Genomic DNA, 14,176 nt, shown 5'->3' with positions numbered 1-14,176 from the left:
GGCTTCCGCCCTCATCACGAAGCGGGCATGACCTGGGCCGCTCGGGTATCCCGGGAGATCAACCGCACTGTAGGTTCTTGCGCCATGGAGGAGCTGGACCGACAGATCGTGCAGCTGCTCGTCAAGGACGGGCGGATGAGCTACACCGACCTGGGCAAGGCCACGGGCCTGTCCACGTCGGCCGTGCATCAGCGGGTGCGGCGGCTCGAGCAGCGGGGTGTCATCCGGGGCTATGCCGCGGTCGTCGACCCGGAGGCCGTGGGACTGCCGATGACGGCGTTCATCTCGGTGAAACCGTTCGACCCCAGTGCACCGGACGACATCGCGGACCGGCTGGCCGACGTGCCGGAGATCGAGGCGTGCCACAGCGTCGCGGGGGACGAGAACTACATCCTCAAGGTGCGGGTCGCCACACCGCACGAGCTGGAGGAGCTGCTGGCCCGGCTGCGGTCGCTCGCCGGGGTGTCGACCCGGACGACGGTGGTGTTGTCCACGCCCTACGAGGCGCGGCCGCCCAGGATCTGACCGGTCGGTACCGCGGCCCGCGGGGCCCGCGCGGCGGAGCCGCACCTCGACATGGTCCCGCGCCCCTTTGCGGGGCGTCGAAGGGCGGCCTGTGAGACTGTGCTCCATGAGTGAGTCCAGTGTGCCGCCGAAGACCGTTCTGCTCCGCCGTGGCGAGGTGCACAGCCCCGCCGATCCCTTCGCCACCGCGATGGTCGTGGAGCGGGGACAGGTCGCGTGGGTGGGGTCCGAGGGAGCCGCTGACGCCTTCGCCGACGGCGTCGACGAGGTGATCGACCTCGACGGGGCCCTGGTGACCCCGGCATTCACCGATGCGCATGTGCACACCACTGCCACCGGGCTCGCCCTGACCGGTCTCGACCTGTCGGGCGCCCCCTCCCTCGAAGCCGCCCTCGCCCTCGTACGGGACTTCGCCGCCGCCCGCCCGGAGGACCGCGTGCTGCTCGGGCACGGCTGGGACGCCGCCCGCTGGCCCGGCGGCCGGCCCCCGGCGCGGGCCGAACTCGACGAGGCCACCGGGCACCGGCCCCTCTACCTCAGCCGGATCGACGTCCACTCGGCGGTGGTGAGCACCGCCCTGCTCGACCTGGTTCCCGAGGTCACCCGTGAGGACGGCCCGCTCACCGCCGGCGCCCATCACGCCGTGCGGGCCGCCGCCTTCGCGGCCGTCACCCCCCAGCAGCGCACCGAGGCACAGCGCGCCGCCCTCGCGCACGCCGTCTCGCTCGGCATCGGCACGCTTCACGAGTGCGCCGGGCCCGAGATCTCCTCCGAGGACGACTTCACCGGCCTGCTGCGCCTCGCCGCGGCGGAACCCGGACCGCGTGTCGTCGGCTACTGGGCCGAACAGGATGTCGCCAAGGCCCGCGAGCTGGGCGCGGCCGGAGCCGCGGGGGACCTGTTCGTCGACGGCGCCCTCGGCTCCCACACGGCCTGCCTGCACCAGCCGTACGCCGACTCCGGGGACACCGGCATCGCCTATCTGGACGCCGCCGCGGTCGCGGCGCACGTCGTGGCCTGCACCGAGGAGGGCCTGCAGGCCGGGTTCCACGCCATCGGCGACGCGGCCGTGGACGCCGTGGTGGAGGGCGTGCGCGCCGCCGCCGACAAGCTCGGCCTCGCCCGGATCCGGGCCGCCCGCCACCGCGTCGAGCACGCCGAGATGCTCACCCCGGAGAGTGTCGCCGCCTTCGCCGAACTCGGCCTCACCGCTTCGGTGCAGCCCGCCTTCGACGCCCTGTGGGGTGGCGAGGAGGGCATGTACGCGCAGCGCCTGGGCGTCGAACGGGCCCGCGCCCTGAACCCCTTCGCGGCCCTGCTGCGCGCCGGTGTCCCGCTCGCCTTCGGCTCCGACAGCCCGGTCACCCCGCTCGATCCGTGGGGCACGGTCCGGGCCGCCGCCTTCCACCGCACACCGGAGCACCGCGTCTCCGTGCGCGCAGCGTTCACGGCGCACACGCGCGGCGGCTGGCGGGCCGTCGGACGGGACGACGCGGGCGTTCTGGTCCCGGGCGCCCCGGCCGACTACGCCGTCTGGCGCACCGGCGAACTCGTCGTGCAGGCCCCGGACGACCGCGTCGCGCGCTGGTCGACGGATCCCCGTTCCGGCACGCCCGGTCTGCCCGACCTGACTCCTGGCCGCGACCTGCCCGTCTGCCTGCGCACCGTGGTGGGCGGACGCACGGTCTTCGTACGGCCGGGCGAGTGATGTACGGGGGTGGCGCGCTTGAAGCCGTGCGCCGCGCCCCCGGCGTGCGACCTGCGTATCCTCCGCGCTGACCAGGTCCTTGCCGGAAGATGCGCAGCTCGAACGGCTGTTGACAGGCGGCCGGAGGAGGCCGGTAGGTTCGGCGGAGTCCACCACCGGACGCCCGACCGGGGAACGTCCGAGCACTCGCCGCGGCGCCGCCGGGTCAGGGACGGTGTGCCGCACCGGAGCACCGCCACTGGGAGCCAGGCTCAGGCCGGCGCAGCGCCGAGGGAACGTTCCGGCCGGTCGGGGAGGTGTGACCCGGGTGGGGCCCGGGCGCTCAGTAGACAACGGCTTTCGGTCGATCCGCAGCCGGCGGATCCCAGGCCGGCCCGAAGGGCGCCGGGCCCCCATCCGCCGTATGCGCACCCGGAAGCGCGTTCTCCCCCGCGTCTTGCGGATTCGACACCACGATTCGAACGTCCTGTCATGTCGGTGCAGGCCGGGCCCACTATGGTGGACCTCTGCGTATGGACATGAAGGGGCAGTAGTGAACGACGGCGACGGAACCCTCGCGGCGGGGGCCCAGGGGAGGAAGTTCGGCCCGCTCGGCACGGCCTTGGTGATCATCCCGACCTACAACGAGGCGGAGAACATCAAGAGCATCGTCGGCCGGGTGCGCAAGGCCGTCCCCGAGGCGCATGTGCTCGTGGCCGACGACAACAGCCCCGACGGCACGGGCAAGCTGGCCGACGAGCTGACCGTCGAGGACGACCACGTCCACGTGCTGCACCGCAAGGGCAAGGAGGGCCTGGGCGCCGCCTACCTCGCGGGCTTCCGCTGGGGCCTGGAGCGGGACTACGGCGTGCTGATCGAGATGGACGCCGACGGCTCCCACCAGCCCGAGGAACTGCCCCGTCTGCTCACCGCCCTGAAGAGCGCCGACCTGGTGCTGGGGTCGCGCTGGGTGCCGGGCGGCCGGGTGGTGAACTGGCCGAAGTCCCGCGAGGTGATCTCCCGGGGCGGCAGCCTCTACTCCCGGCTGGCGCTCGATCTGCCGCTGCGCGACATCACCGGCGGCTACCGTGCCTTCCGCCGCGAGACCCTGGAGGGACTCGGCCTCGACGAGGTCGCCTCCCAGGGGTACTGCTTCCAGGTGGACCTCGCCCGCCGTTCGGTCAAGGCCGGCTACCACGTGATCGAGGTGCCCATCACCTTCGTCGAGCGGGAACTCGGCGACTCCAAGATGAGCCGCGACATCCTCGTCGAGGCGCTGTGGCGCGTCACGGCGTGGGGGGTGGGGGAGCGGGTCGGCAAGGTCACGGGGCGCTCCGGAAAGCCGTCGAAGCCGTAGCGCCGTCCGGTCCCTTCCCGGGCCACCGCTCACAGAATCAGCTGATGGCGGCCTTATGCCGCGCTGAGCCGGGGCCAGGCACACTGGAGGCATGACGACTGGCGCTCAGACCCCTCCGTCCCCCGCCCGGCCCAGGCGCTCCCGGCTGCGCACGCTCCTGCCGCTGGGCCTCGCCGTGTGGCTGGTGCTGGAGATCTGGCTGCTCACGCTGGTCGCGGGGGCGACCAACGGGCTGGTGGTCCTCCTCGTCCTGCTGGCGGGTCTCGTTCTCGGCTCCGTCGTCATCAAGCGGGCCGGCCGGCGGGCCTTCCGCAAGCTCTCCGAGGCGCTGCAACAGCAGCAGAGCGGTGTGATGCCCGAGGCGGCCCGGCCGGGCAGCGAGGGCAACGGCCTGATGATGCTGGGCGGCCTGCTCCTGATGATCCCGGGCCTGATGTCGGACGCGGTGGGCCTGCTCATGCTGCTGCCGCCGGTGCAGAAGGCCGTGAGCCGCTCCGCCGAGCGTACTGTCGAACGCAAGCTCAGGGAGGCCCGCCCGGGCACCCTGGGCGGCGCGTTCCACCAGGCGCGTATGCACCAGCCCGACGGCAAGGTCGTCCAGGGCGAGGTCATCAGGGACGAGCCGGGGGACGCCCCGCGGCCGCCGTTGGCCCACTGAGCCACCCCGGGCCCAGCCGGTCCGGCACCGGGCCCGGACACGCGGAAGACCGCGGGCGCCGTACATCTCGTACGGCGCCCGCGGTCTTACTGATGCGCTGTTACTTCGGCCAGACCCTGGAGGGACTATGCCGACTTGCGGCTGTCGCGGGGATGAACAGCGATGTTCATCGCACCGGAGCGCAGAACCGCCAGGCGCTCCTCGAGGACCTCTTCGAGTTCCTCACGGGTGCGCCGCTCCATCAGCATGTCCCAATGCGTACGCGCGGGCTTGCCCTTCTTTTCTTCAGGGACATCGCCGTCCACGAGGAGTGCCTGGGCCCCACAGACCTTGCACTCCCACTCCGGCGGGATCTCCGCCTCGACCGAGAAGGGCATCTCGAAGCGGTGCCCCTTCTCGCATGCGTACTCCACGGCCTGGCGCGGGGCCAGGTCGATGCCGCGGTCCGTCTCGTAGCTGGTCACCACGAGGCGCGTGCCGCGAAGAGCTCGCTCACTCATGAATCGTGCCTCCCGGGCTTGTCGCCCACAGGACAGGTGTCGCTGTCGTCGTCATCCGGTCAACGTCCGGTCGGCGGTAAAGATTCCCGTTCCGAGTCCCGTTCCGGGTCATGCGTCGCCGTCGTAGCCGCCCTTGTTGTACCCACCAGCGCCCGGTTTGTCACATCTGCTACCAGATACAACCCAGCGTTTCGACATCTTTGACGCGCAGTAACGGTCCGCCTGGCAGGCCAAACGCGTACACTACAGCCCTTTCGTGTTCAGTGCTAAATCCTGTCCGGAACCGGGTTCCCCGCTTCGGCGATCGCACGCCGCACCGGAACCCGTGCGAGCAGGCCGAACCCGAGCACGAAGAACGCCACCAGCGAGATGATCGCGTCCCGATAGCTCCCGGTCAGCTGATAGGTGATCCCGAACAGCAGCGGTCCCAGCCAGCTCATGCCGCGGTCGCTCACCTCGTATGCCGAGAAGTATTCGGCCTCCTTGCCGGCCGGGACCAGATGGGAGAACAGGGACCGGGACAGCGCCTGGCTGCCGCCGAGGACCAGTCCGATCCCGGCGGCCAGGACGAAGAACCACACCGGCGCCCCGGCCGGCAGGAAATACCCGGCCGCCAGCGTCACCGTCCATGCGACCAGCGAGCCGAGGATCGTGCGTTTGGCCCCGTACACCCGGGCCAGCCGGCCCATGGTCAGTGCGCCCGCCACCGCCAGCACCTGCACCAGCAGGACCGCGCCGATGAGGGTGGACTGACCGAGGCCGAGCTCCTCGGAGCCGTAGACCGAGGCCTGGGAGATCACCGTCTGGATGCCGTCGTTGTAGACCAGGTACGCGAGCAGGAAGGCCAGGGTGAGCGGGTGGCGGCGCATGTCGCGGATGGTCGCCGCGAGCTGCCGGAAGCCGGGGAGGGCCGCCTCCCGGCCGGCGGTCCGGCGATCGCGCAGCCGCCGCAGCGGGACGAGGGCGAACGCGCCCCACCACAGCCCGGCCGACGCCAGGCAGATGCGGACCGCCGCGCTCTCGGAGAGCCCGAAACCTTCGTGGCCGGTGTAGAGCACCAGATTGGCGACGAGAACCAGCGAGCCGGCGGCGTAACCGAAGGCCCAGCCGCGGGAGGAGACCGCGTCCCGCTGCTCGGGCGGGGCGATCTGCGGCAGGTAGGAGTTGTAGAGCATCATCGCCACCGACTGTGCGGCGTTCGCCACGATCAGGAGGACGCCGCCGAGCAGGTAGCGGTCGCCGTCCAGGAAGAACATGGCCGCCGTCGCCGTGGCGCCGGTGTAGGCGGCGGCCGCGAGGAGGGGCTTCTTGCGGCCGGTGCGGTCGGCGGCCGCACCCACCAGGGGCATCACCAGCACGGCCACGATCACCGACAAGGACACCGAGTAGGCGAAGAAGGAGCCGGCCCGCACCGGTATGCCGAGGGGGTGGACGTACCCGTCGGCGTCGGCCGCCGACTTGGCGACCGAGGTGAGATAGGGGCCCAGGAACACGGTGAGCACGCTCGTCGAGTAGACGGAGCAGGCCCAGTCGTAGACGTACCAGCCGCGCTGCTCGCGCCTCAGCTCCGCGGCCCCGTCGGCCGGTGGTGTCCGCACGGTGTCCTGACCCACCCGTGCCCTCGCTTCCCCGTGAACGCGCGTGGGGGACGGACCCGGGACCTCAGACCCAGACGCCGCGGTCCTCCATGACCTTGCGCAACGTGTCGATGTGATCGGTCATGATGCCATCCACGCCCAGGTCCAGGAGCCGGTGCATGCTCTCGGCCTCGTTGACCGTCCACACGTGGACCTGCAGCCCTCGCGCATGGGCGGCGCGCACGAAGCGCCCGTCCACAACCTGGATGCCGGACTGGATCTCGGGGACCTGCGCGGCCACCGCCGAGCGGCGCACCGCCGCCGGCAGCCCCCAGGAGCGCAGGCGCAGGTTGAGCACACCCCGCGTGCCGTACGACGTGGCCAGACGCGGGCCGGCCAGCCGCTGGGCACGCACCACACGGGCCTCGGAGAACGAGCCGAGGCAGATCCGGTCCCAGGAGTCCGTCCGCCCGACCAGGTCCAGGAAGGGCAGCAGGGCCGCCTCCGCCTTGACGTCCACGTTCCAGCGCACGTCGGGGAAGGTCTCCAGGAGTTCCTCGAAGAGGGGGAGCGGTTCCTCGCCCGCCACGCGCGCCTGCCGCACCTCCTGCCACGGCAGGTCGGCGATCCGGCCCGCCCCGTCCGTCACCCGGTCCAGCGTCGCGTCGTGGAAGGCGACGAGCCTGCCGTCCCGGGTGGTGTGGACGTCGGTCTCGATGTACCGGTAGCCGGCCTCCACGGCACACCGGAACTGCCGCACGGTGTTCTCCAGCCCGTCCGCGGCCCCGCCCCGGTGGGCGAAGGCGATCGGGCCGGGATGGTCGAGGTAGGGGTGGCGTATCCGCGGGGTCACGGACGCAGTATCGCCCCTCGGGGTTGAGCGAGGGCAACGGCCGTGCTGCCGGAGGATGCCGGGGGGACGGCGAACACGCGCAGGAAGACCTGTGCGAGCGGGCCGATCGCCAGGGCGTACAGAAGGGTGCCGATCCCGACGGTGCCGCCCAGGGCGAAGCCGGTCGCCACGACCGTGAGCTCGATACCCGTGCGGACCAGACGGATCGAGACGCCCGTGAGCTGGTGCAGTCCGGTCATGAGGCCGTCGCGCGGGCCGGGTCCGAAGCGGGCCGCGATGTACAGGCCGGTCGCCGCCCCGTTCAGGACGATCCCCGCCACCAGCAGCGTGACGCGCGACGTCAGACCGTGCGCGTCGGGCACCAGGACCAGCGTCGCGTCCATCGCCATGCCGATGACCAGCACATTGGAGATCGTGCCGAGGCCCGGTCGCTGGCGCAACGGGATCCACACGAGCAGCACCGCGGCGCCCACCAGGGTCAGCACGACGCCGATCGACAGGCCGGTCCGCTCGGCGAGGCCCTGGTGCAGCACGTTCCACGGCTCCAGACCGAGACCCGAGCGCACGAGCAGTGCCGAGCTCGCTCCGTACAGCGCGAGACCGGCGTAGAGCTGGACGAGCCGCCGGGTGAGACGCCCCCGCGTGGACATGATGTGCCCCCCTGTGGTGGTAGTGGACTGCTGCATGACACCATGTGGCTTGGATGGAGAGGCCATCCATGGCCAATCCGGGGAAGGTGGACTGATTTCGATGGCGGAGTGGACCTCGGCTGTGGGAGCGGCGCAACTCGCCCGGCTCCTCAGCTCCCAGCAGGACCGACCGGCGGGACCCGGCACGCGCCGGCCGCCGGCCTATCGCGCGCTCGCCGACGGCATCCGCCTGCTGGTCCTCGAAGGGCGGGTCCCGGTGGCCGCCCGGCTGCCCGCCGAGCGTGAACTCGCACTCTCCCTGTCCGTCAGCCGTACGACGGTCGCCGCCGCCTACGAGGCGCTGCGCAGCGAGGGGTTCCTGGAGTCCCGGCGCGGCGCGGGCAGTTGGACGGCGGTGCCGGCCGGGAACCCGCTGCCCGCGCGCGGACTGGAGCCCCTGCCTCCGGAGGCACTCGGCTCGATGATCGACTTGGGCTGCGCCGCCCTGCCGGCCCCCGAGCCCTGGCTCACCCGAGCCGTCCAGGGCGCCCTGGAGGAACTGCCGCCCTACGCGCACACCCACGGCGACTATCCCGCGGGGCTGCCGGCGCTGCGGGCGATGATCGCCGAGCGGTACACCGCGCGCGGGATTCCCACCATGCCCGAGCAGATCATGGTGACGACCGGGGCGATGGGCGCGATCGACGCCATCTGCCATCTGTTCGCCGGGCGGGGTGAGCGCATCGCCGTCGAGTCGCCCTCGTACGCCAACATCCTCCAGCTGATGCGGGAGGCCGGGGCCCGGCTCGTGCCCGTCGCCATGGCGGAGGGGCTCACCGGCTGGGACATGGACCGCTGGCGGCAGGTCCTGCGCGACGCAGCGCCCCGCATCGCCTACGTCGTCGCCGACTTCCACAACCCGACCGGGGCGCTCGCGGACGAGGACCAGCGGCGGCGGCTGGTGGACGCGGCGCGGTCGGCGGGGACCGTGCTGATCGCCGACGAGACGATGAGCGAGCTGTGGCTCGACGCGGAGGTACGGATGCCGCGGCCGGTGTGCGCGTTCGACCCGGCCGGGTCCACAGTGATCACGGTGGGGTCGGCGAGCAAGGCCTTCTGGGCCGGTATGCGGATCGGGTGGGTGCGGGCCGCGCCGGACGTGATCCGCAGTCTGGTCGCCGCGCGGGCGTATGCCGACCTCGGTACGCCGGTGCTGGAACAGCTGGCGGTGAACTGGCTGTTCGGGACCGGGGGCTGGGTGCAGGCCGTGGAGGTGCGGCGGGAGCAGGCCCGGGCGAACCGGGACGAGCTGGTCGCCGCGGTGCGGCGGGAGCTGCCCGACTGGGAGTTCGAGGTGCCTCAGGGCGGGCTGACGCTCTGGGTGCGCACGGGAGGGCTGTCCGGTTCGCGGCTGGCCGAGGCGGGGGAGCGCGTCGGGGTGCGCGTGCCGTCCGGGCCGCGCTTCGGGGTGGACGGGGCGTTCGAGGGGTATGTGCGGTTGCCGTTCACCGTCGGGGGTGCGGTGGCCGAGGAGGCGGCCGTGCGGCTGGCCGCGGCCGCGGCACTGGTGGAGAGCGGCGTCGTCGGGGGCGCGGAGGCGCCGCGCACGTTCGTCGCCTAGTGCCGCGGCAGGCGACGTCTGTCCGTTGTCTTCGGCACGGGGTGACGCCACGTCGCAGGCGGGTGCCTACGGCAGGAGCGATGTCCGGTGCGTGCTCTCGGCGGGCCCGGCCGGAAGGCCTCGTACGGGACATACTCGGGCTTTCGGCCGGTGCGGCGGTGGGGCCCCTCCCGTGCGAGCGAAGCCGAGCACGGGGAGCGTGCCGGACGTCGCGACGGGACGAACCGTCGCCTGCTGCGGCACTGGGCAGGACGGGGTGGCGGATTGCCCGCGCCCCGGTGGGCTACGAGCGATCCGCTTCCGAGGGTTTCGTCAGAACCGGCGCCGGATGCGGCCGGGGGTCCTGACCGAGGACCGGCACCGGGCCGGGGTTCGCTTCCGGCGCCACGGGCCCGACGGCCACCGGCACCGGCTCCGGTTCGCCGGCCGTCGCCCCCGGCTCCGGTTGCCCTGCCGTCGGTACCGGCTCCGGTTCGCCCGCCGACTGGTCCTGCTCCGGGATCGTCTCCCCGTCCGCCGGAGTCGTCCGGGGCGGGAGGAGGTCCAGGACCGCCTGGCACAGGGCGTCGGGCGTCGCGTCGTCGTAGGGGTTCGGGGTGGCGGGGACCTGGAGGCGGTGGACCGGGCCCGTGCCCAGGCGGGCGTAGCCGCGGCCGGGCGGGAGCTGGTCGATGGGGGTGGTGTGCGGGGGCGCGCCCAGCACCGACTCGAGCTGGTCCGCCGTCGCCGGGCCCAGGACCACGCGGGCGCGGGTGTGCCGGCGCACCGGCTCGCTGAGGGCGTCCATGCTGTCCAGCTGGTCGGCCACGACCACCGTCACGTTCGCCGGGCGGCCGTGCCGGAGGGGGACCTGGAGGAGCGACTGCGGATCCTTGCGGCCGTCCGCGGCGGCCAGATGGGTGAACGCCGTGGGGCGGTCGAGGAGGATCCACAGCGGGCGCTTGGTGTCGTCGGGCGGCGGGTGGCCCGCCTGGTGGGCGCGGTTGGCGGCGATGAGGCGGCGCTCCGTCTCGGTCGCCGCCCATTCCAGGCTGGCCGTGACCCCGGCGAGCCCGGCCTCGACGGCCAGGACGCCGTCCCGGCCGGTGAGGCAGGCGTACTCGCCGGTGCCGCCGCCGTCGATGATCACCACGTCGCCGTGCTGCAGGGCCTGCAGGGCGATGGACCGCAGCAGGGTGGAGGTGCCGCTGCCCGGCTGGCCGAGAGCCAGCAGGTGTGGCTCGGTGGAGCGCGGGCCCGTGCGCCAGACGACCGGCGGCACGTCGCGGCGGCGTTCCCCGTGGGTGAGGGGCAGGGTGCGCTGGACCTGGGTGGGGTCGGTGAAGCCCAGGACCGTCTCGCCGGGGGTGGTGACGAAACGCTGGGCGGTGATGTCGACGGGCAGCGGCAGGAGGACGCCGAGCGTCAACTGGTTGCCCTCCTCGTCCCACGTGAAGTGGTATTCGCGGCCCCGGCCCGACTTGGCCGCGAGGAGGTGCTCGATGCGGGCGCGGGCCTCGGCCTCGCCGTCGGTGAAGTACGCCGGGTAGCGCACCACCAGCTGCGAGATCCGGCCGCCGCCGTCGAACGCGTAGGTGGGGAAGGCCTTGTCCCACGCGCCGCCGTGGGAGTACAGCGGCTCAGGGTCCTCGGCGGCGGAGAAGTGCGGTACGAGAGCCTCGTACAGCGACTTCAGCCGCTGGCTCTGCGACTCGTCGGGCCCGTCGGACGCCGCCGCGGTCCGGTCCCGGCCCTGCCAGGCCGCGGCCGCCATCAGGGTGATGACGGCGAGCAGCGGCCCGTACGGCACCAGCGCCACGACCAGGACCACGGAGGTCACCAGGAACAGCAGCGCCCCCCGTCGCTCCTTGGGGGTCTCGGTCCATCTGCGCCGCCCGGCCGCTGCCAGCCGGCGCAGCCCCCGCGTGATCGTGATCAGCGGGTGGAGGACGTCGGTGGCACTGTCGGCGGCCGTCCGGGCCAGCTCCCGGCTCCGGGCGAGCTGCGCGCTGCCGTTGCTCAGAATGCGGGGGAGGGGGCGCCGGGCCACTACTGCCTCCAGTGGGTGCGTACGGGCGGGATGCGTACGGGGAACGGGGCCGTCAGAACTTGATTCCGCCCAGGAGGCTCGCGAGGCTCTCGCCGCCCGCCTTGATGCTCGGGGCGATGGCCGTGCTCGCCAGGTAGAAGCCGAACAGCATGGCGACCACGGCATGCGAGGCCTTCAGTCCGTCCTTGCGGAAGAAGATGAAGACGACGATGCCGAGCAGGACCACGCCTGAGATGGAGAGGATCATTGGGGATCTCCTGGTTCGCGGGGACAGTCACCATGAGTACTTCCAGGCTCACAGGATGTATCCATACGATAAAAGGTGCAACTGGGTGAAATTTGGACGATTTCTCCCATGCGGCGGAGTGGCCCCGCGCTCGGTGGGACCGGACTGTTGCGCTTGTCCGGGTCTGTACTGATCTTTACCTCGGGCACATCGGGTCATGTGCCGCGCGAGCCAGTACCCTGGCGATTCACCCGTACGGCTGCGCCCTCGCAGGCGTACACCCGGAGCAGACGCGTAGTGGAGAGGCGGTCCGGCCGATGACCGAAGTCCCCGACCCCGAGGTCGTGGAGCTGGCGACCAAGATCTTCGATCTGGCCCGGCGGGGACAGGCCGAGGCTCTCGTGGCGTACGTCGACGCGGGTGTTCCGGCCAACCTCACCAACGACCGCGGCGACTCGCTCGTGATGCTCGCCGCCTATCACGGCCACTCCGACGCGGTGCGGGCGCTGCTGGAGCGCGGCGCCGAGGCCGACCGGATCAACGACCGGGGCCAGACCCTGCTCGCCGGAGCGGTCTTCAAGGGCGAGACGGACGTGATCAAGGTCCTCCTGGAAGGCGGGGCCGACCCGTCCGCCGGCACACCCTCGGCGGTCGACACCGCCCGGATGTTCGGGCGGACCGAAGTGCTCGAACTCTTCGGCGAACACTGAGCCGACCGGCCTGACCAGGCACGACACGGAAAACGGGGGAGGCGGTACAAGGCCGCCGAAATTTCGGTCGCGGTGGACGAGAGTGCCGAGTCATCATGACGACGTGGTTCACGGACGTGATGGTTGGGCAGGGGTTGCCGCACCGCGCGGGCCGTGACGCGGTCCGCAAGGGCCACCGACGAGAGGCAGAGGAAGATGGTCTACAGCAAGCAGGAAACGGCGGGCACTCCGACGTGTTGTCGCGCGGCCAGGTAGTACACGTCCCCGGTTGCGTCGACGCTTGATGTGAGGCTGTTTCCCATGTTCGATCCGGTCATAGCGCCCAGCGGTACGCTGCTCGGCCTGCTCCAGCGGGGCCGCGGCGACGGCACGCTGCACGCGCTCACCGCCCCGCGCCCCGAGGCGCTGGCGGCGCTGAACCACTGTGTGCTGCGCGATCCCCGCCACGACTGGCAGGTGGAGAACCGCTCCCTCTACTACGCCCGCCTCTACCTCGACCTGAACGGCGAGCTGGACGAGGTCGAGGCCCACCTCTTCTGCGCCGAGGACGTCCTCGACACCGACGAGTCCCGCACCGGGCTCGCCCTGGCCGTCCTCGGGCACCTCGCCTCCTACGGCAGGCGGGACGCCCTCGAACTGCTGCGCAGGTACGCCGCCCACGGCTCCAATTGGGCCTGGGCCCTCGACGAGCTGGCCCTCAGGGACGACGACGCGGGGCTGCGCGCCCTCGCCGCACCCGTCCTCGCCCGGTTCCCGGCCGATCCGGAGGGCGACGCCGAGCTGGCCGCCACCGTCCGGGACGCCTTCGAACCCCGGCCCTGGCGCCTGTGGGCGGAGGATCCGCGCGAATCCGTCGCCACGCGCGTGCGTGCCGCCCATGAAACCGGCAGCTTCGACCGCTGGCAGCGGCAGATGCGGCCGTCCGGCCCCCGCCCGGGGTGGAGCGTGCAGGCCGTCTTCGAGTGGGCCCAGCAAGGCATCGAGCGGGGTGCCGCCCTCCATGTGCCGGCCGCCCGCTGTCTCAGCGCCGTGGCAGGGCCCGAGGACCGGGCCGAGATCGTCCGGGCGGCGAAGGACGGCACCGACGGAGCCCGGTGCACGGCCCTCAGGTACCTCGCCGACGGCAACGATCCCGAGGCCCTCGATCTGATCGAGGGCGCCGTGGCCACCGGCTCGACGCTGGTCGTGGACGCCGCCGTCGACGCCTTCGAACGGATGCGCTCACTGGCGGCCGTGGACCGGGCGCGCGGCTGGGCCCGGCGGCCGGACGTGCTGGGCGCCGCGGCCGGACGCCTCCTCGCCTGCCGTGGCGGGGTCCAGGACCGCGACCTCGTCCTCACGGCGCTACGGGAGGCCGTACGGGGCGAAGGCCCCGACGCGCCGACCCTGTGGACCCTCGTGGACGGCACCGGACGGCTCGGCATCGCCTGTGCTGCACCCGTCCTGCGCCATGTGTACCGGGAGACGGCCTCCTCCCATCTGCGCGGCCGGGCCGCCCGGGCCCTCGCCGCCACCGACCCCTCCTTCGCCACCGGCTTCGCCGTCGAATGCCTGTGGGACTGTGAGGAGACCACCCGGGAGATCGCCGCCCGGCACGCCGAGACCGGAGACACCCGAGTCGTCGAGCGACTGCGCCGGCTCGCCGCCGACCCGGCCGAGGAGGCCGAGGTCCAGACGGCCGTCCGCAGCCGCATCGGTCCCGAGGAGACCGCTGTGTGACCCCCCTGCCCGACGGGAGGCCCGGGCGGATTCGCGCCTCCCGGGTGAACACGGGACGACTCGCGGGTCAGGAGGGCGTGGACAC

The 14,176-nt window shown here is 72.5% G+C and carries 13 protein-coding genes; 7 read left to right on the top strand and 6 right to left on the bottom strand.

Features of this window, described 5'->3' with window-relative positions; genetic code table 11:
- The first annotated feature begins 84 nt into the window (after positions 1-84).
- The 4 genes from QNO09_RS25170 (at position 85) to fxsA (ending at position 4,227) form a co-directional block, all read left to right on the top strand.
- Entirely contained in the window at positions 85-525 is a 441-nt protein-coding gene (locus tag QNO09_RS25170) for an Lrp/AsnC family transcriptional regulator (RefSeq protein WP_150943808.1), read from the top strand.
- A 106-nt stretch (positions 526-631) separates the two neighbouring features.
- Positions 632-2,233, top strand: coding sequence for an amidohydrolase (locus QNO09_RS25165; RefSeq protein WP_283972514.1), 1,602 nt, complete (start codon positions 632-634; stop codon positions 2,231-2,233).
- Between the two features lie 532 nt (positions 2,234-2,765).
- Complete coding sequence (locus tag QNO09_RS25160) at positions 2,766-3,569, top strand: polyprenol monophosphomannose synthase (protein ID WP_283972513.1); 804 nt, start codon at positions 2,766-2,768, stop codon at positions 3,567-3,569.
- 91 nt (positions 3,570-3,660) lie between these two features.
- The gene (gene fxsA / locus QNO09_RS25155) at positions 3,661-4,227 is read left to right on the top strand and encodes an FxsA family membrane protein (protein ID WP_283972512.1); all 567 of its coding nucleotides are present in this window, start codon (positions 3,661-3,663) and stop codon (positions 4,225-4,227) included.
- A gap of 125 nt (positions 4,228-4,352) precedes the next feature.
- On the opposite strand, the gene QNO09_RS25150 is transcribed toward fxsA, so the two are convergent.
- From QNO09_RS25150 to yczE, 4 genes are all read right to left on the bottom strand, one after another.
- Positions 4,353-4,727, bottom strand: coding sequence for an RNA polymerase-binding protein RbpA (locus QNO09_RS25150; protein WP_030247095.1), 375 nt, complete (start codon positions 4,725-4,727; stop codon positions 4,353-4,355).
- Positions 4,728-4,993: 266 nt separating this feature from the next.
- Positions 4,994-6,340, bottom strand: coding sequence for an MFS transporter (locus QNO09_RS25145; protein ID WP_283972511.1), 1,347 nt, complete (start codon positions 6,338-6,340; stop codon positions 4,994-4,996).
- Between the two features lie 49 nt (positions 6,341-6,389).
- A complete protein-coding gene (locus QNO09_RS25140; RefSeq protein WP_283972510.1) occupies positions 6,390-7,157 on the bottom strand; it encodes a glycerophosphodiester phosphodiesterase family protein in 768 nt (255 codons plus the stop codon).
- Positions 7,154-7,807 carry a membrane protein YczE gene (yczE, locus tag QNO09_RS25135; RefSeq protein ID WP_451524241.1) on the bottom strand — a complete coding sequence of 218 codons (654 nt, stop codon included), beginning with the start codon at positions 7,805-7,807 and terminating at the stop codon, positions 7,154-7,156. Before yczE ends, QNO09_RS25140 begins: the two co-directional genes overlap by 4 nt.
- 100 nt (positions 7,808-7,907) lie before the next feature.
- On the opposite strand from yczE, the gene QNO09_RS25130 reads away from it, so the two are divergent.
- Entirely contained in the window at positions 7,908-9,407 is a 1,500-nt protein-coding gene (locus QNO09_RS25130; protein ID WP_283972508.1) for an SCO1417 family PLP biosynthesis transcription factor, read from the top strand.
- Between the two features lie 283 nt (positions 9,408-9,690).
- On the opposite strand, the gene QNO09_RS25125 is transcribed toward QNO09_RS25130, so the two are convergent.
- Positions 9,691-11,436 carry a hypothetical protein gene (locus QNO09_RS25125; RefSeq protein ID WP_283972507.1) on the bottom strand — a complete coding sequence of 582 codons (1,746 nt, stop codon included), beginning with the start codon at positions 11,434-11,436 and terminating at the stop codon, positions 9,691-9,693.
- A 52-nt stretch (positions 11,437-11,488) separates the two neighbouring features.
- Positions 11,489-11,683, bottom strand: a complete 195-nt coding sequence (locus QNO09_RS25120; RefSeq protein ID WP_030843336.1) for a hypothetical protein — start codon at positions 11,681-11,683, stop codon at positions 11,489-11,491.
- A gap of 296 nt (positions 11,684-11,979) precedes the next feature.
- Between QNO09_RS25120 and QNO09_RS25115 the strand changes: the two genes are divergently transcribed.
- On the top strand, positions 11,980-12,372 hold the full coding sequence (locus QNO09_RS25115) for an ankyrin repeat domain-containing protein (protein WP_283972506.1): 393 nt from the start codon (positions 11,980-11,982) through the stop codon (positions 12,370-12,372).
- Positions 12,373-12,672: 300 nt separating this feature from the next.
- Positions 12,673-14,091, top strand: coding sequence for a HEAT repeat domain-containing protein (locus QNO09_RS25110; protein WP_283972505.1), 1,419 nt, complete (start codon positions 12,673-12,675; stop codon positions 14,089-14,091).
- Positions 14,092-14,176 lie beyond the last annotated feature (85 nt).

It is taken from the genome of Streptomyces sp. 378, from assembly GCF_030124145.1.
Taxonomy (GTDB): domain Bacteria; phylum Actinomycetota; class Actinomycetes; order Streptomycetales; family Streptomycetaceae; genus Streptomyces.
This window is presented reverse-complemented; position numbering and strand designations above follow the sequence as displayed.